General features: G+C 59.6%; 25 protein-coding genes and 1 pseudogene. 7 read left to right on the top strand and 19 right to left on the bottom strand.

Annotation, left to right across the window (positions count from 1 at the left end):
- Positions 1–33: 33 nt before the first annotated feature.
- The gene (locus FDQ92_RS06485) at positions 34–2,397 is read right to left on the bottom strand and encodes a penicillin-binding protein 1A (protein ID WP_137423822.1); all 2,364 of its coding nucleotides are present in this window, start codon (positions 2,395–2,397) and stop codon (positions 34–36) included.
- A gap of 176 nt (positions 2,398–2,573) precedes the next feature.
- On the opposite strand from FDQ92_RS06485, the gene FDQ92_RS06480 reads away from it, so the two are divergent.
- The 3 genes and pseudogenes from FDQ92_RS06480 to FDQ92_RS16185 all read left to right on the top strand — a co-directional run.
- Positions 2,574–2,792, top strand: coding sequence for a hypothetical protein (locus FDQ92_RS06480; RefSeq protein WP_211341386.1), 219 nt, complete (start codon positions 2,574–2,576; stop codon positions 2,790–2,792).
- A gap of 84 nt (positions 2,793–2,876) precedes the next feature.
- Positions 2,877–4,040: a Fic family protein gene (locus tag FDQ92_RS06475; protein ID WP_137423821.1), complete on the top strand. Its 1,164-nt coding sequence runs from the start codon at positions 2,877–2,879 to the stop codon at positions 4,038–4,040.
- 51 nt (positions 4,041–4,091) lie between these two features.
- Positions 4,092–4,214, top strand: a pseudogene (locus FDQ92_RS16185) (tyrosine-type recombinase/integrase); the annotation flags it as partial.
- A 137-nt stretch (positions 4,215–4,351) separates the two neighbouring features.
- On the opposite strand, the gene FDQ92_RS16180 reads toward FDQ92_RS16185, so the two are convergent.
- From FDQ92_RS16180 to FDQ92_RS06445, 5 genes are all read right to left on the bottom strand, one after another.
- Positions 4,352–4,612 carry a ParE family toxin-like protein gene (locus FDQ92_RS16180; RefSeq protein WP_137423820.1) on the bottom strand — a complete coding sequence of 87 codons (261 nt, stop codon included), beginning with the start codon at positions 4,610–4,612 and terminating at the stop codon, positions 4,352–4,354.
- Positions 4,609–4,809: a hypothetical protein gene (locus FDQ92_RS06460; RefSeq protein ID WP_137423819.1), complete on the bottom strand. Its 201-nt coding sequence runs from the start codon at positions 4,807–4,809 to the stop codon at positions 4,609–4,611. The genes FDQ92_RS16180 and FDQ92_RS06460 overlap by 4 nt, the downstream gene beginning before the upstream one ends.
- Before the next feature lie 507 nt (positions 4,810–5,316).
- The gene (locus tag FDQ92_RS06455; protein ID WP_137423818.1) at positions 5,317–6,177 is read right to left on the bottom strand and encodes an ABC transporter permease; all 861 of its coding nucleotides are present in this window, start codon (positions 6,175–6,177) and stop codon (positions 5,317–5,319) included.
- Positions 6,167–7,099, bottom strand: coding sequence for a glycine betaine ABC transporter substrate-binding protein (locus FDQ92_RS06450; protein ID WP_211341385.1), 933 nt, complete (start codon positions 7,097–7,099; stop codon positions 6,167–6,169). The genes FDQ92_RS06455 and FDQ92_RS06450 overlap by 11 nt, the downstream gene beginning before the upstream one ends.
- Before the next feature lie 282 nt (positions 7,100–7,381).
- Positions 7,382–8,908 carry a YifB family Mg chelatase-like AAA ATPase gene (locus tag FDQ92_RS06445; protein WP_137423817.1) on the bottom strand — a complete coding sequence of 509 codons (1,527 nt, stop codon included), beginning with the start codon at positions 8,906–8,908 and terminating at the stop codon, positions 7,382–7,384.
- A gap of 194 nt (positions 8,909–9,102) precedes the next feature.
- Here FDQ92_RS06445 and FDQ92_RS06440 point away from each other — a divergent pair, with 194 nt between their 5' ends.
- From FDQ92_RS06440 to dksA, 3 genes are all read left to right on the top strand, one after another.
- The gene (locus tag FDQ92_RS06440; RefSeq protein WP_170180226.1) at positions 9,103–9,756 is read left to right on the top strand and encodes a DnaJ domain-containing protein; all 654 of its coding nucleotides are present in this window, start codon (positions 9,103–9,105) and stop codon (positions 9,754–9,756) included.
- A 13-nt stretch (positions 9,757–9,769) separates the two neighbouring features.
- On the top strand, positions 9,770–10,255 hold the full coding sequence (moaC, locus tag FDQ92_RS06435; RefSeq protein WP_137423815.1) for a cyclic pyranopterin monophosphate synthase MoaC: 486 nt from the start codon (positions 9,770–9,772) through the stop codon (positions 10,253–10,255).
- 78 nt (positions 10,256–10,333) lie between these two features.
- Positions 10,334–10,696 carry an RNA polymerase-binding protein DksA gene (dksA, locus tag FDQ92_RS06430; protein WP_137423814.1) on the top strand — a complete coding sequence of 121 codons (363 nt, stop codon included), beginning with the start codon at positions 10,334–10,336 and terminating at the stop codon, positions 10,694–10,696.
- Positions 10,697–10,722: 26 nt separating this feature from the next.
- Here the strand turns inward: dksA and FDQ92_RS06425 are convergent, their stop codons facing one another.
- Genes FDQ92_RS06425 through FDQ92_RS06405 form a run of 6 tightly spaced genes read right to left on the bottom strand, consistent with a single transcriptional unit; the run spans position 10,723 to position 14,135 of the window.
- Positions 10,723–11,721, bottom strand: coding sequence for a biotin--[acetyl-CoA-carboxylase] ligase (locus FDQ92_RS06425; RefSeq protein ID WP_137423813.1), 999 nt, complete (start codon positions 11,719–11,721; stop codon positions 10,723–10,725).
- Positions 11,722–11,761: 40 nt separating this feature from the next.
- Entirely contained in the window at positions 11,762–12,514 is a 753-nt protein-coding gene (gene cobS / locus FDQ92_RS06420; RefSeq protein ID WP_170180225.1) for an adenosylcobinamide-GDP ribazoletransferase, read from the bottom strand.
- A 5-nt stretch (positions 12,515–12,519) separates the two neighbouring features.
- Complete coding sequence (gene cobU, locus FDQ92_RS06415) at positions 12,520–13,122, bottom strand: bifunctional adenosylcobinamide kinase/adenosylcobinamide-phosphate guanylyltransferase (protein ID WP_137423811.1); 603 nt, start codon at positions 13,120–13,122, stop codon at positions 12,520–12,522.
- A complete protein-coding gene (locus tag FDQ92_RS06410; protein ID WP_137423810.1) occupies positions 13,119–13,553 on the bottom strand; it encodes a DUF3842 family protein in 435 nt (144 codons plus the stop codon). Before FDQ92_RS06410 ends, cobU begins: the two co-directional genes overlap by 4 nt.
- The gene (locus tag FDQ92_RS16445) at positions 13,550–13,882 is read right to left on the bottom strand and encodes a hypothetical protein (protein WP_170180224.1); all 333 of its coding nucleotides are present in this window, start codon (positions 13,880–13,882) and stop codon (positions 13,550–13,552) included. Before FDQ92_RS16445 ends, FDQ92_RS06410 begins: the two co-directional genes overlap by 4 nt.
- Positions 13,821–14,135: a hypothetical protein gene (locus FDQ92_RS06405; protein ID WP_137423809.1), complete on the bottom strand. Its 315-nt coding sequence runs from the start codon at positions 14,133–14,135 to the stop codon at positions 13,821–13,823. The genes FDQ92_RS16445 and FDQ92_RS06405 overlap by 62 nt, the downstream gene beginning before the upstream one ends.
- A 462-nt stretch (positions 14,136–14,597) precedes the next feature.
- On the opposite strand from FDQ92_RS06405, the gene FDQ92_RS06400 reads away from it, so the two are divergent.
- Complete coding sequence (locus FDQ92_RS06400; RefSeq protein ID WP_137423808.1) at positions 14,598–15,119, top strand: cysteine hydrolase family protein; 522 nt, start codon at positions 14,598–14,600, stop codon at positions 15,117–15,119.
- A 98-nt stretch (positions 15,120–15,217) separates the two neighbouring features.
- Here FDQ92_RS06400 and rsmG read toward each other — a convergent pair whose 3' ends face one another.
- Genes rsmG through rpmH form a run of 7 tightly spaced genes read right to left on the bottom strand, consistent with a single transcriptional unit; the run spans position 15,218 to position 20,628 of the window.
- Positions 15,218–15,946, bottom strand: coding sequence for a 16S rRNA (guanine(527)-N(7))-methyltransferase RsmG (gene rsmG / locus FDQ92_RS06395; RefSeq protein WP_137423807.1), 729 nt, complete (start codon positions 15,944–15,946; stop codon positions 15,218–15,220).
- A 20-nt stretch (positions 15,947–15,966) separates the two neighbouring features.
- Positions 15,967–17,370, bottom strand: a complete 1,404-nt coding sequence (gene mnmE / locus FDQ92_RS06390; RefSeq protein WP_137423806.1) for a tRNA uridine-5-carboxymethylaminomethyl(34) synthesis GTPase MnmE — start codon at positions 17,368–17,370, stop codon at positions 15,967–15,969.
- A gap of 24 nt (positions 17,371–17,394) precedes the next feature.
- Positions 17,395–18,078 carry an RNA-binding cell elongation regulator Jag/EloR gene (jag, locus tag FDQ92_RS06385; protein ID WP_137423805.1) on the bottom strand — a complete coding sequence of 228 codons (684 nt, stop codon included), beginning with the start codon at positions 18,076–18,078 and terminating at the stop codon, positions 17,395–17,397.
- A gap of 59 nt (positions 18,079–18,137) precedes the next feature.
- Positions 18,138–19,838, bottom strand: a complete 1,701-nt coding sequence (yidC, locus tag FDQ92_RS06380) for a membrane protein insertase YidC (RefSeq protein ID WP_137423804.1) — start codon at positions 19,836–19,838, stop codon at positions 18,138–18,140.
- Positions 19,839–19,844: 6 nt separating this feature from the next.
- Positions 19,845–20,087 carry a membrane protein insertion efficiency factor YidD gene (yidD, locus tag FDQ92_RS06375; protein WP_137425735.1) on the bottom strand — a complete coding sequence of 81 codons (243 nt, stop codon included), beginning with the start codon at positions 20,085–20,087 and terminating at the stop codon, positions 19,845–19,847.
- Positions 20,087–20,494 (bottom strand): ribonuclease P protein component, encoded by a 408-nt coding sequence (gene rnpA, locus FDQ92_RS06370; RefSeq protein ID WP_211341384.1) that lies wholly within the window; start codon positions 20,492–20,494, stop codon positions 20,087–20,089. The genes yidD and rnpA overlap by 1 nt, the downstream gene beginning before the upstream one ends.
- Complete coding sequence (gene rpmH, locus FDQ92_RS06365; RefSeq protein ID WP_137423803.1) at positions 20,494–20,628, bottom strand: 50S ribosomal protein L34; 135 nt, start codon at positions 20,626–20,628, stop codon at positions 20,494–20,496. Before rpmH ends, rnpA begins: the two co-directional genes overlap by 1 nt.
- Positions 20,629–20,736: the final 108 nt, after the last annotated feature.

Raw genomic sequence — 20,736 nt, 5'->3', positions numbered from 1 at the left:
CGCACTTGCTGGGCCGGGCAAAGCCTCAAGGTTTTAAAAAAGGTCCGATTTGAAAAAAGAAACGGAGGAAGACGCGGCCTGCCCGGGGTGATCTTCCGCCGTTCTCACCGGGAGACTCGCTTCCGAAAACGCCATGAACACCGTGTCTTCCGAACCGTCCCGAACCGGCTGCCCCGTATGCGGATTCACCTTTGCAAACACGATCCCCTGGGGGACGGGAAAGGTCTGGACCGGCTTGTCCCTGAGCCACTCCTGCATGAAGTACAGCCAGATGGGGCATGCGGCCCGCCCCCCGGTTTCCTGGTTCCCCAGGGCGAGACGGTGGTCGTCGTTACCGACCCAAGCCCCCGCAAGCACCGACGTCGTGTAGCCGATGAACCACGCGTCTTTCAGATCGTTGGTCGTGCCGGTCTTGCCTGCGGCGGGACGCCCCAGGGCTGCGGCCGCCCTGCCCGTCCCTTCCTGGATGACGGCCTGCAGCATGTTAGTGATGAGGTACGCGGTCTGCGGCGAAATGACCGCTTCCTGCCGAGGGTGATTTTCTTCGATCAGGTTGCCCTTGCGGCCGTATATGCGTTCCACCAGGTAGAGTTCCGAACGCACCCCTGTATTTGCGAAGGGCGAATAGGCGGTCACCAGTTCCCAGAGAGACACGCCGGAGGCGCCCAGCGCCAGGGAGAGCGTGGGGGTGAGCGGCGAATGGATGCCGAGACGATGCGCGTAATCGATCACATAAGGGATGCCGACAGCGCTGAGGAGCTTAACGGTGACCACGTTGCGGGAGTGGACGAGAGCGTTGCGCAGGAGGATCGGTCCCCAGAAGGTCCGGTCGTAATTGGCGGGTTTCCAGAGCCCCTGAAGGCTGGGGTCTTCCTGAAGGATGGGTGAATCGATGAGGACGGAAGCCGGGGTGAAGCCGCGGTCGAGAGCGGCGGCGTAGATGATGGGCTTGAAGGCGGAGCCGGGCTGCCGAATGGCCTGCATCGCTCGATTGAACTGACTTTCCGCAAAATCTTTGCCCCCGACCATGCAAAGCACTCTCCCACTGGAGGGATCGACGGCCAGGAACGCGGCTTCGGCCTGAGGGTCCTGTTCCAGGGAGAGTTTCCACGCATGGTCTTCATCAGCGGCCTCGAAGCGGACCTTGATCAGACCGCCGGGTTCAAACGGCGGATTCCGGCGCGCCCAGTAACCCGAAGCCCAGGAAGCCTCCTTCAGTTGCACCGAATATTCAGACGTTGCATATCGAATCCTGATGGTCTTGGCCGCATGGTCATAGGCAGTGACCAGGGCTTCGACGATGGAACCTGGTTCCGGTGGTCCGTCGGCGGCCTGTGCTTCCAGGAAGTCAGCCCAGCCCGCCCGTTCGATCTTGCCGTGAGGCCCCCGATATCCATGGCGTTTGTCCAATTCCCGCAGGCCGCGAAGGACCGCGGCTTCCGCCAGGCGCTGAGCCGCCGGTTCCAGTGTCGTGTGAATTTCCAGGCCTTCTTCGTAGAGCGTCTTCCGGCCGTAGGCGGCCTCCACCTGTCTTCGCACCTCTTCCGTGAACGCATTCATCTGGTGCAACGTCCAGCGCCGGGGTGAAGCGAAGCGAAGGGGGACCTTTTCGGCCTGCCGGGCGGTCTCATGAGAAATAAAGCCGATTTCGGCCATGCGGGAAAGGACGTAGCGCTGCCGCTCCAGTGCGCTTTCCATGTTCCTGAAAGGTGAAAAGCGGCTGGGTGCCTTGGGAAGACCTGCAAGAAGCGCCGCTTCGGGAAGCGTGAGTTCCGATGCGCTCTTTCCGAAATAGGTGCGGGCCGCGGCTTCCACGCCGTAGGCGCCGGAGCCGAAATAGATCTGGTTCAAATAAAGATGGAGGATCTCGTCCTTGGTCAGGGAGCGATCGATCCGGTAAGCCAGGATGGCTTCCTTGATCTTTCGGGTGAAGGTGCGTTCGGGGGATAGGAGAAGCGTTTTCACCACCTGCTGAGTGATGGTGCTGCCCCCCTGGACAATCTCTCCGGCCTTCACATTCTTCAGGGCCGCGCGGAAAATGCCCCCGACGTCCACCCCTTGATGCTCGTAAAACCTGGCGTCCTCGGCCGCCAGGAAGGCCTGGATAAGGTGGCCGGGGAGTTCCTCCAGCGGCACCACGTAGCGGCGTTCCCTATAGAATTCGCCGATCAACGTGCCGTCTGAAGCGTACATGCGGGAAACGACGGGCGGCCGGTAGGCTTTGAGCGATTCGCTGCTGGGCAGGGAACGGTCCAGTTCCACGTAAGCGGCCACAGCCAGAAGGCCGGCTACCGTCGCAGCCACCAGTAGGGTCGCGGCGACGGCTAAAAACAGGCCGTGCCGCGACCGTCGAAAGGACGGGGAAGGCGAAGCGTTGTCGAAGGGCGATCGGGTCATGGGTGTCAGGGATCCTCACATAGTTCATCATCCGGACGGCAAAATCCGAGGCCGAAAACCGCTCCGGTCGGTCCGGAATTTTTCTTTGTAAGTCTTTATAAGCGTTTTGCAGTGTTTTTGTGAAGTGCCAATGGGGGGCGGGGAAAATTTGACACAGACGCTCCGAAGGGATTGAGATGTGGGACAATGCCGACCGAGGGACACTCGGCGCACCTCAAAACACAGGCAACGCAATCCACCATTATGTCGGCGCTCAGGCGCAAGCAGACGATGGCGAGCCGTTCAAGGAGAAGATGAAGCGCATCGTCGCACAGATTCGCGAGCAGCACGCCGAGGCGGAGAAGCTGGATGAGGCGATTTGGCGGAACCTGGAAGAACGGGGGTATGGGGGATAAAGCTTGCCTGTTATTAAATGATTTAATAGTTTTGTTTAATAATGGTTGGCTTTATTTAGCGAACCATGAACAAGGAACTATACTATGCGCCGCGGCCTGACCGGAAGCTATGAAACAAGCCAGATCGCAGGGGAGACGATCCGGGCGTTCGTCCCACATCCCCTGCCGCCGACCCCTCCGCTGCAACTAACCGAGCAACGCCTGCAGGTACTGGAACGAGCAACCCTGGCGCTGGGCCGACTCGATAGCGTGACCCTGCTCCTGCCCGAGCGTGATCTGTTTCTCTACGCCTACGTGCGCCGTGAGGCTGTGCTCTCTTCGCAAATCGAGGGCACGCAGTCATCTCTGGCTCAGTTGCTCCTCTTTGAACTGGAAGAAGCGCCTGGCGTGCCCATTGATGATGTGGTTGAGGTTTCCAGCTACGTGGCAGCGCTCAACCACGGGCTCAAGCGACTGCGAGAAGGATTCCCGCTTTCAAACCATTTGATCCGGGAGATGCACGCCATTTTGCTGCAGAGCGGAAGAGGCAGCGCAAAATCTCCAGGCGAATTCCGCCGTTCGCAAAACTGGATCGGCGGCACCCGTCCTGGAAATGCAGCCTTCGTCCCTCCTCCGCCTGACCACGTGGAGGATTGTATGGCTCATCTGGAGCGTTTCCTCCATGGTGAAGGCAATCCATACCCTGCGCTTGTCAAAGCGGCGCTGGCGCATGTCCAGTTCGAGACGATTCATCCCTTCCTGGACGGCAACGGGCGGATCGGACGCCTGCTCATCGCCTTCGTTCTCCACCACGACCGGCTGCTATCTCAGCCACTGCTATATCTCAGCCTGTACTTCAAACAGCATCGCGCTGAATATTACCGCTTGCTTGACCTGGTGCGCGCGGAGGGCGATTGGGAAGCCTGGCTGGATTTCTTTCTGGAAGGGGTCGAACAGACGGCCACAAACGCTGTCCAGACCGCAAAACGTTTGCTCGGGCTTTTCCAGCAGGACGAGCGAAGCATCCAGCAATCCCAACGCAGAGCGTCCACGACCTTACGAGTTTTTCGGGTGCTTTGTGAACGGCCATTGGTCACAGTCAATCAGGTACGTAAACGCACAGGGCTTTCGTTTCCCGCCGCCGCCAAATCCTTGCGGATGCTGGAGGATCTGGGCATTGTCCGCGAAGTCACCGGCCAGCGCCGCAACCGCGTCTTTGCGTACCAGAAGTTTCTGGCCGTCTTGAGCGAAGGGGCGGAGCCGCTATGAGTAGTCATATACGAGCCACACTACAGGGTGTGGGAGACAAAGTGATTCTCTCACGTTCACGAATCGATCATCCGGAAGGCGGTCAACGGTGCGGTAAGAAAGGCGGGGCTGGCCAAACGCGCAACGTGCCACACATTCCGGCATTCCTACGCCACGCAGCTCCTGAAAAGCGGCTGGGTGCAGATCTTTTGAAGCGAAAGTGTGAAGGAATCAGCAGGAAACGGAGCTGATGCGCTTGCTGGTTCAAGGCCATCTGGATGTACTTCGAAGGGTCACTCTGGATGTCGTTCTAAAAGATCTGCACCCATTCGTTAGCCAATAAGCTGATCATACTCATCGTGGCTTCCGATCCAGAACCACTGAACACCATCAGGAACGGGTACGCCAAGCGCCCGATAATGCAGCCCTACGCGAATACTTCTGAAACGTCCGGAACAGACAGACTTAAAGTGAAGCGATGGATGTGCCGGATTATGCTTGAGTAAAGCATAATTACGGCGTGCAAGCTCCTGAATTTGTGTGGGTAGCGCATCAAAACATTGCCAGAACCGGCGCGAAGTGAAATGTTTCAAATCTCGTGTACCTGACCACTATGATATTCAGCGAGTGCTTCGTCAGCGAGTGTGTCTAGTTTTCCAGCGGCGGCATCCGCTTCAATCTGCGCATCCCAGGCATCTGCATCAAATTGTAAAAACCAACGACGGAACTTGGCTAGTTCAGCCGGGGACAGTTGTTCCACCGCTTTTTCAAGTGATTCCGCAGTAACCATGAACTTACCTCCAAAAATTCAGTGATAGTATAGCTTATTATCTCCCGTACTTTGGCTAAGGCCCAAGCTCACCTGCCGCTATGAAGCACAGACGTCGCCCAATTCCAGGCAGCTCAAATCGAAAATAAGCATACCATAAACCAGGCCGAAATCAATCGATTTCAGGACCTTTACCAACGTCACCGGGTGCAGATCTTTTGAAACGAAAGTGTGAAGGAATCAGCAGGAAACGGAGCTGATGTGCTTGCTGCTTCAAGACCATCTGGAGGTACTTCGGAGGGTCACCTTGGATGTCGTTCTAAAAGATCTGCATCCGTTATTAGATGCAAGGACCTATGACGGGTCGGTTCAAGCCAGCAACGGGTTTTGCAACTTTGTCCATTTTTACTTTGCAACATTTACTTATAAGCACTTTACTCTGTTTTTGTGAAGTACCAATGGGGGGTCGTGGGACCGGGATCGCGAAGGAGGACCCGCCGGCAGGGACGTCGCTCAGGCTTCCGATGGCTATGCGGTCTCACGGTGGCGCTGCCGGGCCGCCAGCGCGTTGGTGATTCGATCGATCACGATTGCAAGGAAAACGATGCTCAATCCGGCTTCAAAACCGCGGCCCACCTCGATGCGATTGATGGCGAGCAGCACTTCAAGCCCCAGGCCGCGGGCGCCGATCATGGACGAGATCACCACCATGGAAAGGGCCATCATGGTGGTCTGGTTGATCCCCACCATGATGGACGGTTTGGCCAGAGGAATCTGTACGTGGAACAACACCTGCCACCGATTGGCGCCGAAGGCTTCCGCCTCGATAATACTCTTCGGCACCTGGCGGATCCCCACGTTGGTAAGCCTGATGACCGGCGGCATGGCGTACACGATGGTGGCGAAGACGGCCGGAACCTTGCCCAGTCCGAAGAGCATGAGCGCCGGGATGAGATAGACGAAGGAAGGCATGGTCTGCATGGCGTCCAGAACGGGCCGCACCGTGGACTCCACCCAGTCGCTCCAGGCCATGACAATCCCGGCCGGTATGCCCACCATGAGGGAAATGACGACCGCTGAAACCACGATGGCGATGGTCATCATGGCGAGATTCCAATAGCCGAAGGATCCAATAAGGATAAACAGCAGAGCCATGGCCGGCCCTGCCCACCACCGCCTTAGGGCCCACCAGGCCGCAAGCCAGACAGCCGCTACGGTCACCGGCCAGGGAAGCCAGAGGAAAAAAGCTTCGATCACAAGCAGGATCTTGAGAAGGACGTCGCCGAAGGCATCGAAAAAGGCCCCCCAGTGGGTGAGCACCCAATCCATCAGGGCGTCGATCCAGTCGGAGAGAGGGATTCGAAAAAACCGCGGAAATTCATTCCACATTCAAAGACCCTCGTTCCTGGATCATGCTGTCCAGAATGGTCCGATTGTCGATTTCACCCAGAAAACGGCCTTGTTCGTTGACCACCGCGATGGGATATGGGCTGGAGGAAGCCAGTAGGAACAACTCTTCCACCAGCATCTCCGGTTTGCAGGTGGGAATGTCTGTGATGAGAGCGTCCCTGATGGAAGGTTTTCCGCTATCGATGAGTTGTCGAAGTGTCTCCCGGGTGACCAGCCCCCAAAGCCTCCGATTCTTGGTGAGAACGAACGCGTGGTCATTGTGGTTGGCCTGGAGCATGTGGCGGGCGGTTTTCGGACCTTCCCACTCGTAGAGCAGCACGCGCGGTTCTTCCATACCGTAGGCCTTGAATTTCTGTTCGTTGAGTTCGGTGACTTTCCAGCCAGGGATGGAACTGTAGAAACGTCCCTTGGAAGGATCTTCGGGATCTTTGAAAAGCTCCCAGTACTTGGGCATATCGAACACGGATTTCAAGTCGGGAGCCATCGGTTTGATACCCCTTTCCACGTCGCCTTGGATCACATACGTGGGGACAAGCCAACCCTGCCAACTGTCGGGGAAATTGCTCCCCAGGTCGAGCAGGACCCCGGACGAAATTCCCTTGTCGTAGGCTTCCTGTACGTTTTCGATCCATACTTCCATGTTGATGTCCGCATCTCCCCGCATGAGCCCAGCCATGCCGGGGATTGTCTCGCTGGTGATGTAATCGGGATCATAGCCGTAGCCGTGCTTGGCGACGAACCCGACGATTCGGTTGTGAACCTGGATGGTGTCCCAGCTGTTGTCGAGGAACCGAATGGTCTTGGCGGACGAAACTCTGGGCCCTGCGGCAACGCAGAGGCTCATGAGCGCCAGAATGGTGAAGCAAAAAAGGCCGCTTCGCAAACTGGACGTGTCTTTCATGGTGCTTCCTCCTTGGCGGCGTGAATGTCGCAATCAAAACGGAAACAAGAACCGGACGGCGCAGCGGAAGTGGTGCCCGCCGCGAGGGAAAGACCTCACAGATGGCACAACATAGAGGCATGGGTGAAATGTTTTAACCAGAAAAATGGGAAACGACATCATGCTGGAGAATGATCATGTGAGTAGAAATTATCGGCTGCGGCCTTGCCGGCAGGATGGGTTCCTCTGTGAGAAGAAACGGCGTGTCCACCCCTGAGAGCCGGGGGGGCTTGGGCTCCCGGATCAAAAGAGATCCCGGTCAAGCGACCGGTACTGAATGGCTTCGAGCACATGATGAGGCCGGATGTCCTCGGAATCTTCGAGATCCGCAATGGTTCGGGAGACCTTGAGGATGCGGTGGTAGGCGCGGGCGCTGAAGCCGAGGCGGCGGATGGCGTCTTCGAGAATATGGAGCCCGTGCTCGTCCAGGCGGCAATGGCGGTGGATTTGTTTGGGGGTCATGGCCGCGTTGCTGAAAGTCTTTTCGGTCGAGAGGCGGGCCAGTTGGCGTTGCCGAGCGTTCACAACCCGCCGACGGATGGCTTCCGAAGATTCGCCGGCGGAGGAGCCTTTGAGATCTTCGTAGCGGACGGCGGGGACCTCGACATGGAGGTCGATGCGGTCCAAGATGGGGCCGGAGATGCGACTTCGGTACCGATGGATGTGATGCTCGGAACACCGGCAGGCGTGGTTGGGGTCTCCGGCATAGCCGCAAGGGCAGGGATTCATGGCGGCGACCAGCATGAAGGAGGCGGGATAGGTGAGGGTCATGTTGGCTCTGGCGATGGTAACCCTTCCGTCCTCCAGGGGTTGCCTCAGCAGGTCCAGGATGTTCCTGCGAAACTCGGGAAATTCGTCGAGAAAAAGTACGCCGTTGTGGGCGAGGCTGACTTCCCCGGGCCGCGGGATATGGCCTCCGCCGATGAGCCCGGCATCGGAGATGGTGTGATGAGGGTTTCGGAAAGGCCGGCGCGTGACCAGCGGACGGCCTTTCAGCAGTCCAGCCACACTGTAGATCTTGGATGTCTGCAGCGCCTCGTCGAAACTCAACGGGGGAAGGATGGAGGGAAGCCGCTGGGAAAGCATGGTCTTGCCCGAACCGGGCGGACCGATGAGCAGGAGGTTGTGGGCGCCGGCGGCGGCCACTTCCAAGGCTCTCTTGGCGTGTTCTTGGCCCTTTACATCGAGCAAGTCCGGGCCGTCGGGATCGGGGGCGTCGAGGAGGCGGCCGGCGGCGAAGCGTTGGGGTTCCAGTTCCAGCCTTCCCGCCAGCAGTTCGACCAACTGAGATAGGTGCTGGATGCCGTAGACGTTGAGATCTTGGACGATGGCGGCTTCCTGAACATTTTCCGAAGGAACGTAGAAAGCGGACCGACCCTGGCGTTGGGCTTCGACGGCCATGGGGAGGGTCCCGACGATCCCCCTCACTTGTCCGTCCAGCGAGAGTTCCCCTACGAGCAGGGCATCCTGCAACGCTCCGGCGTCGATGAGGCCGGTGGCTGCCAGAATAGCCGCAGCGATAGGAAGATCGAAACCGGAACCCTCCTTTTTCATGTGAGCGGGGGCAAGGTTCACCGTCACCCGATCCATGGGAAAAGGGTAGCCGCTGTTTTGAATTGCCGCCTTGATGCGGTCCCGGCTTTCCCGGACGATGCTGTCAGGCAACCCGACGGTGGCGAAGGACGGAAGGCCGGTCGAGATGTCCACCTCGACTTCCACCAGGAAGGCGTCTATGCCGAGGAGTCCGAGTGTGTAGGTTTTGGCGACCATGTCGGGCGGTTCCATCGTGAACGGGGAAGCGTCTGAGAAGGCTTGCCAATGCCGGGCGTTCTTTTTAGAATCGACCATTCTCGCGGCGGAATGAAGCGATTTTTCGCCCGCCGCTCATGGGGCGAAGGGCGCCCCTTGATCCTATAAGCCATGAAACCATAACCGCCCGCGGGGCTGGAACAGGGCGTAGCGGCATGACGGACTGTCTCTACAAAATTCTCGGCGTTTCCGTCGAAGCGAGTCAACAAGAAATTAAGGCGGCGTTTCGACGTCTGGCCATGCGCTGGCATCCGGACCTGAACCCTCAGCGGCCTGACGCCAGGGAAAGGTTCCAATGCATTCGCGAGGCGTATGAGCGGCTGGCGGATCCTGCCAGACGGCGTGAGTACGATGAAAGAAGGGGCCACGGTACGAGACGCGGGCATGCCCGCAATGGAGGCGGTAACGGTAACGGTGCGGGCTGGAGTGAAGGCTTTTCCGGCTTTCCCGATGAGTTCTTCGAAAGCTATTTCGGGTTTCCTCGGCGACAGCCGGCCCCCTGCCGGAGTGTGGACTTGCGGTTTGATCTTCAGGTGCCGAGCGGAAACGGCCGTGAAGGCCCCGAGACCATCTGTTATGAGAGGGTGGTGTTTTGCCGGGTGTGTGCGGGCGCCGGACGCAAGACGCGCGGCGAATGTGTTGCCTGCGGAGGGCGAGGGCTGGTGACCGAACGGCGATCGGTCAGCGTTTGGATCCCATCTACGGGAGTACATGGCATGCGGCTTCGGATTCCCGGTGCCGGCGATCATCTTTCACCTACCGTTCCTGCCGGAGACCTTGTGCTTTTCCTGCAGGAAGTGGATATTTGAAGGCCTTATACCAATGACAACGGAAAGGCAACTGACCCATATCGACGATGAAGGCCGGCTCCGAATGGTTGACGTTTCGGAAAAGGACAGCACCGAACGGATAGCCCGGGCCCGGGCTCGAATGCGTCTTTCCGAGCCGACGCTGGCCGCCGTCCTCGACGGCAAAGTCCCCAAGGGAAATGTGTTCGAAGCGGCCCGCCTTGCGGGAATCATGGGGGCGAAGCGGACCTGGGAGTTGATCCCGCTGTGCCATCCGATCCGGTTGACCGCCGTCGCCATAGACTTCCATGTCGACCGAAGCGCCGGGATGATCCTTATCGAGGCCGAGGTCAAGACCTGCGACAGGACGGGTGTGGAGATGGAGGCGCTCATGGCCGTCACTCAGGCCGGCCTCACCATCTACGACATGTGCAAGGCCATGGATCGAGAGATGTGCATCGGTGATATCGAACTGACGTTCAAATCCGGAGGCCGAAGCGGCACCTACAGTCGCGCTTAGTGTGCGTTTTGACTTTACTTCCTGAGGGGTGTGTGCTAGCGGAATGCCCTTCAGGCCGATGGAGCGAAGGAGGGGATCATGGACCAGGAAACGCTGGCCTATTTCAAGGAAGTCCTGGAAGGGAGGCTTGCGGAGCTTCTTTCGGAGGCGGAAAAGACGGTGACGGGCATGACGGACATGGAAGACAACTTTCCGGATCCCACGGACCGGGCTTCTTTGGAATCGGACCGAAACTTCATGCTTCGAATCCGGGACCGCGAACGCAAATTGATCATCAAAATCCGTGAGGCGCTCCAGCGGATCGAAGACGGCACTTTCGGGATCTGCGAAGCGTGCGGGGATGATATCAGCATCGAGCGGTTGAAGGCGAGGCCGGTGACCACGCTGTGTATCGACTGCAAGAGAAGGCAGGAGGCGGTGGAACGGGTTCGGGAGGCGTGAGCCCTACACGCTGCATGCAGCGAATTTTAGTGGAAAGTGAGCACCTGGGTGACGTCTCCCACCCAAATCACTGTTTCATTTCCGTCGTCGGAGAGGATCCTGAGCGCTCCCTGAGGTGTGAACCCCTGGGCTACTCCGCGCAGGACTTCTCCGGAACAGTCGACTTCGATCCGCCTTCCCAGTACGGCCGAAAGACCTTCCAGTTCTTCCAGTAGTTCGTTGAACCGTCCCGAAAAATAGCGATCCCATTCGTTTTCGAGCGAATGGAGGATCACGGCGAACAGCTGCTTTCTATTGACCGGGCCACCGAGTTCCAGGGCGATGGAAGTGGCCGGGTAGCGGGTGCGACTCGGGAGTTCCGCTGCGGTTTCGTTGACATTGATACCAATCCCCGTCACCAGGAAACGCACCCGGTCCGGGTCGCACTGCATTTCCGTGAGGATCCCCACTGCTTTTTTCCCATGGATGAGCACATCGTTGGGCCACTTGATGGCGGCGTTCAGGCCGTAGATGCTGCGTAGGGTCTTCGCTATCGCCGCCGCGGCAACCAGGGTGATTTGAGGGGCCGCTTGAGGAGAAAGGTCGGGGCGCAGAACGGCGGAGAAGGTGAGTCCTTTTCCCGCTGCTGAAAGCCATGGCCGGTGGAGGCGCCCGCGGCCGGCGGTCTGGGTTTCGACGGCGACCACCGTGCCATGGGGAGCGCCGCGGGCGGCCATTTGGATGGCCAGGTCGTTGGTGGAGGCGGCGGTGGTCTGGTGGTGGTAAGTCCTCGCGAGCCACGAAGTCTGAAGAAGGGGCAGCATTTCTTCGGGGATGAGGGCTTCCGGCACGCGAACGAGGCGGTAGCCGTGCCGGGGATGGGAGTCGATTTCGTATCCGAGGCGGCGGAGCGCGTGCACGGCCTTCCAAACGGCCGTCCGGCTGACGCCCGTGCGGGAAGCCAGTTCGGGTCCGGAGATGAAAGCCTCGGGTGCGTTCTTGAAGAGTTCCAGGATTCGGGCGTGTGTTTGGGTGATGGACGTCATGTTGGTGCACCTTTCTTATACCGGGGGCTGTGAAAGGCGATCAGATCGGTGAAAGGGCGGCGGCAAGGGTGTAGAGTGCGGTTTCCGCCACTTCGTTGGACGCGCCGAGCACATCACCGGTGACTCCGCCGAGGGTGCGAATCGCAAGCCTTCGGAAGAAAAGGACGATGAGGAGGATGGCGGCGAAATGCGCAAAGGCCGTGAACCCCAAGAGAATAAAGGCCGCCGGGGCGGCGACGAAGCCGGCGGCCGTGAGTTCCTTTCGCGACAAGTGTTCGATGAAGGGTCTTCCCAGCCCGCCGGATGCACGGGCGTAGGGGATGCGGAAGGCCACCATGGCCATGGCGTAGCGGGAAAGAGCCGGTATGGCGACGAACGGGGCCAGTTGGGATGCATCCAGGAGGGACTTAAAAGCGGCCGCCTTTGCAGCCAGGCAAAGCATGAGGGCGACGGCGCCGAAGGTGCCTATACGGCTGTCCTTCATGATGTCCAGGCGGGTGGGATGATCGAAGGCTCCGCCCAAGGCGTCTGCGAGATCGGCCAGACCGTCGAGATGAAGGCCGCGGGTGAGAACGACGGAGACGATGAGAAGCCAGACGGCGGTCACGGCCGATGGCAGGAAGGGGCTCAGGAGAGCGGCGGTGAGCGCGGCGGCGAGTCCGAGGAGAAGGCCGACGGTCGGAAAGTGAGCGAAGGATCGGGCGAGATCCTCTTCGGCAAAGGGGGTTTTGCTTCGGCCGGGAAGGTGAAGCACGGTAAGAAAAGACAGGGCCAGGGAGATTCGGTGCCACATAGGGGTCATCGGGAAGTGCCCGGGGCGCCGGATTCGGGTCGTGGAACCTCCGGGGCGGTGAACGGCCCGCCGGATTCTTTGATGGTCAGCGGGATGCCGGCAACCAGGTACGACACGCTCCTGCAGGCCGCGGCGATCCTCTGATTGGTTCTCCCCGCCAGGTCACGGAAGACGCGGGCTGTCGCGTTTTCTGGAACGATGCCGGTACCCACTTCGTTGGAAACCAGAACGAGGGGAAAGGGAAGGGAGGGGATCAGCTCGCAGAGCCGATCGACGTGACGAAGGGCTTCCGCTTCGCCGTAGTCGAGGAGAAGGTTGCTGATCCAGAGCGTGAGACAGTCCACCAGCACGGGGTGGGCTGCGGGGCACTGCCGGCGAAGGGTCTGGAGAAGTTCCAAGGGACATTCGATGGTGATCCATTGATCGCCACGACGGCTTCGGTGTTCTGCGACACGATCCGCCATTTCACGGTCGCGGATTTCGGCTGTGGCCACATAGACGTAAGGCGGAGGAAGGGCGGCGATCAGGCTTTCCGCGTAGCGGCTCTTGCCGCTGCGTGCGCCGCCCAGGACCAGGTGTGGGCCGTCGAATGGAAAGGGACGGGTCATGATGCATCGGTCTCCAGGCCCAGTTTGCGGGGCAGGTACTCATAAACCAGTTGATCCACCAGGTGTGGGAGCGGTTCTCGCGCCGCTCCGACCACCAGAACGGGTTCTTGGGTGAGCGGGATCAGGAGCTTGAAGGCGGGGGAAGCCCCGAGAGCTTCCACCATGCGCGGCGTGATTTCGCCCATCATGGCGTATGGCAGCAGAATGGCTATGGGACCGATCACCAGGTCGACGCGGCCGGCGCAATGAACGATGGCGTGTTCGCCGGTTGCACCTCGATTGGCTCGAGCCTTCATCATATGGGCCGTGGCCACGGCATTGGTTCCAAGGGCCCACACCTCCAGGGATTCCCCGTAAATCTCCTTGATTTTGCGAATCACAGCACTGCCGATGCCGCCGCCCTGGCCGTCGATGACAGCGATGCGCTTCACGGGTGTCCTCCGTCGGGGAGTGCGTCCGGGCGGATGCCGAGTTTCTCCGGAAAGCTCCGAAAACGTTCGGTTGACGGGAAGGAGAGCGTACAGGTGGTCCGGCTGCCCTTTTTGCGGAAGCGAACGCGCGCGCCCAGGGTGCTCTCGAGAGCTGTTTCAATCGACGAGCACGCGGGTGAGGGACGTTCGAGGTTTTCGCCCGATGTGTTTTCCCGTAGGACGAGGGCTTCGGTGCGGCGGACGGAAAGTCTCCGCCGGACGACCGCGTCACGTACCGGGCGCAGGCGCGTGGTGTTCTTCAGGCCCAAAAGGGCTCGAGCATGCCCCATCCCCGCATCTCCCTGGCACCAGCAGGCTCCAGGCACAGAACAGTTCATGATAGCGGAGGATGAAAACCTCCCCCGATGCGGTCTTCACTTTAAAATAACGCATGGGGACCCGCTGCGCGTCCAGGCGCCCTTCATACCACCGGTCCATGATTTCGATCAAGGGGTAGTGTCGCTCCCTCCACCAAAACGCCTGAGGTTCCTGGGAGCCTCTGTAGTGGTCCCGCGTGGCCACCCGAATCCTTTCAAACTGCATGGCGCCCTCCCCTGCCCTTCAATGCCGTTGGATTGTGTCTCTTCCCCTCGTTCCCAAGCTCTGGCTTGGGAACGGCCTCATGGGAATCGAAGCTGGAGCTTCTGCACAGTTGTATTCCCAAGCTGGAGCTTGGGAACAAGGTGGAAACTGCTCGACGAGTTTTAATTCTATTTCCCCTCCCCTTGTGGGAGGGGATTAAGGGGAGGGGAATGTAACTGATTGACATACGTTAATTTTCTCACCCTCACCCCAACCCTCTCCCATCAAGGGAGAGGGGGATTTTTTGACCTTCGTTATCCTTTTTGCTTAAGGTCTCCACTTTAGAACGCTACCAGGATTTTTTATATTCGTGGTCGAACCCACAATTCACAATATTTTCATCCTTCGTTGTGACCCCACGGGGTCATGGGGGTTATTGAGAAGATATCTCTGGTCACTGCATCGCTCATGGAGGAGGGCAACATGGACCGGAAGGCGATACTCGTGATCGACATGTTGAACGACTTCCTGGACCCTCAGGGAGCGCTTTACTGCGGTGAGAGAGCGCGGGCCATTATTCCTGCGGTGCGGCAATGGGTGGACGCCTTCAGCGAGCGAGGCGATGCCGTGATTTACCTCCAGGACGCCCACCTCCCGGATGATTCCGAGTTCGATCTGTTTCCGCCGCACGCGGTCAAGGGGACGTGGGGAAGCCGGATCATCCCGGAACTGGAACCCCCCGCCGGCGCCGTCACCATCGAAAAGACGCGCTACAGCGGATTTTACGGCACCTGCCTGGAGGAGGTGCTCGCCCGATTCGGCCCCGCGCAAGTGTGGGTCACCGGGGTGTGCACCTCCATTTGTGTCATGGATACCGTGGGAGGACTGCGAAACCGGGACTACCCGGTGGTCGTCCCGAGAGGCGGCGTTGCGGATTTCGATCCGGAATTCCATGACTTCTCGCTCAGGCGGATGGAACGGATTTACGGGGCGACCCTGGCCTGAAGGCCGTGCGGACGGCACGGCGACGGCCGTAAAGCGAAGAAGGAAGCGAACCGTGCATCCTGGGGAGACCTTCCGGCCCGAAAAGAAAGAGGAACGGGTCAGCTGAGGCCGGGCTCGGAGAGCTGCTCCTGCCGGATCCGACGCCAAAAAAGAACGTGGCGAGGCCCACCGCCCAGATCATATTGGAAGGGGGGCAGAGGTTCCAGACCCGCCTGTCGTGCGGTCTGGGTGAGAATCGCCGGCGCCGTGTCGGCGTGCGCGGTTGTCCACCAGGCGAAAAGGCCGCCCGGGGCCAGTTTCCCGCGGGCCAGGAGCAGCAGGTGGTCCGGTTCCAGGCGGACGGCTCGCATGACGATGGCATCGTAACCTTCCACCGGTTCCCATGAGTACGTCCTGACGGCGAAGCGCTCCCACTTTTCGTTCACGATACGAATGCCGTCCATCGCCAGTTCGGCGACGATGACTTTCAGGAAACTGCACTTCTTTCGAGCGGATTCCAGGAGGACGATCTGAAGTTCCGGATGGAGGATCTTCAGAGGGATGCCGGGGAATCCCGGGCCGGTCCCCACGTCCAGGACCCACCCTCGGTGGGGGAGCAAGGTCCCCGGAACAAGGCTGTCGATGATGTGCTTCGAGACGATCCCTTCCAGGTCGACGATTCTCGTGAGATTGACGGAGGCATTCCATTGGAGCATCCGGGCCGCGTGCCGATGGCAGCGGAGCGCCTGAGCCTGAGAGAGGGGGATCCCCGCGGTTTCCGCGGCGGAGAGAAGGCGCCGGACGAAAGCGTCTTCCGGGAAGGGCGGCCGGTGGGCAATGGGATTCATGTGCGGCTGGGCTCCTTCCCCTACTTTCCGATGCAGAATTTGGAAAACACCTCGTCCAGGAGGTCCTCGGGGGCCCCGATGCCGACAATGGTTTCCAGGGCGGTTCGTGCGGTGCGGACTTCCGCGGCCACCAGTTCCAGGAAGTCGCCGTTTGCGATGAGGCGGGCGGCTCGCTCCAGGGCGGATGCGGCCTCATCCAGGGCCCGCTTCTGGCGAAGGTTGGGAATGAAGGCCGGACAGGCCGAAAGCTGAGCGTCCCGAAGAAACCGGGTGCGGATGGTTTCCCGCAGTTGCTGGATATCGTCAGGTCGAAGCACGGAAAGACTCACCGCGTGCTCGACCCCCGGGTACCGGTCGAAAACGTCCTTTCGCCCAATAACCTGCGGGAGATCGGCCTTGTTGAGGATCACCAGGTGAGGCCTGCGGATGACGTGGGCCGCGATCAGGTCGTCGTCGCAAGAGAGGGGGCGGCTGGTGTCGATGAGCCAGATCACCAGGTCCGCTTCTTCGACGGAACGAAGCGTGCGCTCAATGCCGCAGGACTCGATGGTGTCGGCTCCGCTTCGAACGCCCGCCGTGTCCAGGACGCGAACGCATATCCCTTGGATGACGAAGGTGTCCTCGATGATGTCCCGCGTGGTTCCGGGGATGGGGGTCACGATGGCGCGGTCTCGTCCGACCAGGGCGTTGAGGAGCGAAGATTTCCCCACGTTGGGTTTTCCGGCCAACACCAGGGCCAGTCCTTCACGAAGCACCCGTTGCTCGTCGTAACGGGAGGCCAATTCACGGACGGCGGGAAGAAGCCTGTCGCGCAGTTCCTGTGAAACGGCGTCGTGCCCTGAGGATCCCTCTTCCTCTTCCAATTCTTCGGGAAAGTCCAGAAAGGCTTCCAGGCTGGCTTCGATATTCAACAGTCGACGGCGCCAGGCATGGACGGTTTCGCTGAGTTCCCCCCGCAGCTGGCGCCCGGCGATCGCCAGTTCCTGCTCCGAACGCGAACGGATGAGCTCGACCACGGCTTCGGCCTGAGAAAGATCCAACCGGCCGTTCATGAACGCCCGGCGCGTGAACTCTCCGGGCTCGGCCAAGCGCACGCCCTGAGCGAGGACCAGCCGGAGTATCCGATCGAGGATGGCGTAGCCGCTGTGGCAGTTGATTTCCACCACGTCTTCGCCGGTGTAACTGCGGGGTGCCTTCATGTAGCTCACCAGTACCTCGTCCAGACGCTGATCCGTTGAAGGATCGACAATCCAGCCCAGGTGAAGGCGGTGGCTTGCGAAGGCGTCGGCAACGGTTCTGGCGCGGAAGATCCGGCGAAGGGAGGTCAGGGCATCGGGACCGCTGATCTTCACGATCCCGATGCCGGCTTCTCCTATCGGGGTGGCAACGGCGCAGATGGTTTCAGAGAAGGGGAAACCGTCCATCGTGCCTCAAGGCTTGCCCCTCATTCACTCGTTTTCCGATTCCGTTTCGGGTATGGCTTCGGTGACGGACCTGTCCTTTTTGGCCGGGTAGATGACCACGCGGCGAAACGTCCCCTCCCCCTTGCTCTTGGTTCGGACTTCGGTGTCTTCCTTCAAGGCGAGATGGATGATGCGCCGGTCCTGCGCGTTCATGGGGCCGGTGGTCAGCGGGCGATGGGAACGCTTGACCTTTTCGCTCAACTGATAGGCCAGTTCGGTGAGGCTCGTCTCGCGCTTGCACCGATAGTTTTCGGTATCGATGATCACGGGGATGTTTCGTTCCATTTCCCGGCTGACGATCTTGTTGACCAGGTACTGCAAAGCGTCGAGGGTCTTTCCACGTTTTCCGATGAGCAAACCCGACCCGTTGCTGATGATGTTCAAATACACGTGATCCTCTCGGGCTTCCGCTTCTACGATGGTGGGAATATCCATGAACTTGAGAATCTCGGTGAGGATTTCCTTAGCTCGCACAGAAGCGGCATCGAGAGGGGTCTCCTTGGGAGTGACGCGGATTCTGGCCTTCTTGGCTCCAACAATGCCGAAGATACCCGAAGATCCCTTGGACAGGATTTCGACTTCCAGCTTTTCTTTCGGAAGTCCAAGGCTTTCACAGGCCGCGTCCACGGCCTCCTCCAAGGATCTGCCTTCGAATTCCAGGATTGACATGCTCTCCTCCGTTAATGTTCCGAAACGACTTCATCGGCGCGCATGCGATGGAGAGGCGTTCATGACGCTTGGCGGTTGATCCAGTACTGCTGCACGATGGACAGGATATTATTTACCAACCAGTATAACACGAGCCCCGATGGAAAGTTGATAAAGAATACGGTGAAGACGACGGGCAACATGAGCATGATCTTTTCTTGCCTGGGGTCGCCGGAAGCCGGCGTCATCTTCTGCTGGACAAACATGGACGCGCCCATGAGCAGGGTGAGCACGGGGAGGCCGCCCAGATAGGGGATTTGAAATCCCACCGGCAGGCGGTCCGGGGCGGTGAGGTCGTTGATCCATAGACAAAACGGCTGATGGCGGAGCTCGATGGCTCCGTAGAGCATCCGGTACAGGGCGAAAAAGACCGGGATCTGGAGCACGAGGGGAAGGCAACCGCCCAGCGGGTTGATCTTGTAGGTGCGGTAGAGCATCATGAGTTCCTGGTTGAGCTTTTCCCGGTCGTCTTTATATTTTTCCCGGATCTGAGCCATCTTGGGCTGTATCTTCTTCATCATCTGCATGGACTTGAAGCTCTTGTGGGTGAGAGGCCAGAAGAGCAGTTTGATGAAAACAGTCAGCACGATGATGGCGAGTCCGTAGTTGCCCAGGTAGTTGTAAAGCCATTTGAGGAGCTGCAGGGCCGGCTTTGCAAGAAAGGTGAACCACCCGAAGTCCACCGCTCTTTGCAGTTGGTGACCGGCCGCCTCCAGGCGGCTCAGTTCCTTAGGCCCGAAATAAAGGCGAAGAGGAACCGTGTGTACCCCCCCGGTGCCGACCTGGAAGGGGTCGGTCACATAGGCGATCTGCACCAGTCCTGAAGACTCGTTCAAAAGACGCGGGACGACCCGGTAACCGCCCTCCCCCACGGGCACGAGCGCCTGTAGGAAATAGTTGTTCTGGTATCCCACCCAGGTGAGAGGCGGTTCGAACGTGGGCGCTTTCTTCATGAGATCTTTGGGTTTGTAATCTTCAAGCGTTCCCTGGGACAGTCGGGTCAACTGGGAGGTGTTGTATCCGTTTTCTTCACTGGCGGTTCCGAAGGGGGCGGCGTAGAAGCTGATCCCCAGCTGCTCCGCCAGGTTTTCACCCGAAAGGTTCACCACTCGGGTCTCCAGATCGATGCTGTAGGTCTCGGCGGAGAAGACGAAGACCTTTTCGATCCGGACCTCACCGGGAATCTCAGCGGAAAAGGTGATCGAGTGCTTCTCGGCTCCATCCAGTCGTATCGTCTTTGGAGCATCGCTGGAAAACGGGAGGAGCGAGGTCTGCCAATCGGGGTGATGAAGCAAATCGACGGCGCCCGGGAGGTATCCCGACGCGCGGGTTGAGATCATTTCCATGGGCGGGGAGCCCTCGTCGGCCGCCACCCTGTGCCGCTTCAGCTGAAAGCTCTCCAGGCGACCCCCGGTGCCGGCGATGCGGGCGGTGTAGAGCGGGGTCTCGACGACCCAGGCGTCGTAAGGCTTCTTCGACAGGTCCAGCTGTTCCTTCGGGAGGCTTTCCAAGGGCACCGGATCGATAGGTGCCTGAGCCGCCCGCGGGGTGGGACTCGCCGACGGGGCCGGCTGAACGGTGGCGGAGGAATCCGTCGGGACGGTGTGGTCGGATTCCGGGGCCGGATTCCGCGGTTTGCGCGTCAAGCCGCCGTAAAAGGATTGCCACAGCACGAGGACCAAAAGCGAAAGTGCGAAGGCCAGAAGAGCCCTTTTTTCCATCAGGCGTTACTCCATCTTGTGGTGAAAACCGGATTGCGGTTGCGGCACCGGGTCGTAGCCACCCGGATGAAAGGGGTGGCAACGCAGGATGCGGCCGACTCCCATCAGGGAGCCGCGAAGAGGACCCCAGCTCTCGATGGCTTCACGGGCGTAATGGGAACATGTGGGATAAAACCTGCAGTGGGGACCCAGAAGTGGAGAAATATAGAGCTGGTAAAAGTGGATGCATGCTAGGAGTACTTGTTTCATCATGGATTCGGCCCGCATCCGCCACGGAGGGCCCTCATTAGTTCATCGGCCATGGCGGTCATCTTGAGCCGTTCGGTCCCAGGCAGCGCAATGATCACGATGTCCTTGCCCGGCAACGGTATGAAGCGGTGGTGTATTCGGAACCATTCCCTGAGACAGCGTTTGATGCGGCTTCTCTTCGCCGCTTTCCAGAAGCGTTTTTGGACGACCAGCCCCAGTCGATGGAACGGCAGGTCGTTGGGTGCCAGGCTGACCACGAAGTGGGTGGAGCGCAACCGGCGGCCTTCCCGTTTCACGCGGAGGAATTCCCGGCGCGAGTGAAGGCGCTGATGGGGGCGGAACCGGCTCATGTCGGCACTCACAGGAGCCCCCCGTTCGCGGAAGGCGGATTCCACCGCTTTCGCCATCAGACAGCCAGGCGTTTCCTGCCCTTGGCGCGGCGGCGGCGGATCACGGCGCGCCCGGATCGGGTGGCCATCCTCACCAGAAAGCCGTGGGTTCGCTTGCGCTTCAGGTTGCTCGGCTGGAAAGTTCTTTTCATGGCGTCTGTCCTCGTTTCCTCTCTTCAAAATGGCGGGATCCGCCGAAACTGAGACCAGTGATTCCCCAAGCGACGGGCGCTTCGAACAATACGGAACTTTTGCTTGTA

Source organism: Desulfoglaeba alkanexedens ALDC (assembly GCF_005377625.1).
GTDB classification, from domain to species: domain Bacteria; phylum Desulfobacterota; class Syntrophobacteria; order Syntrophobacterales; family DSM-9756; genus Desulfoglaeba; species Desulfoglaeba alkanexedens.
The sequence above is the reverse complement of the archived record's forward strand: the minus strand, read 5'-3'. Positions and strand labels throughout refer to the sequence as shown.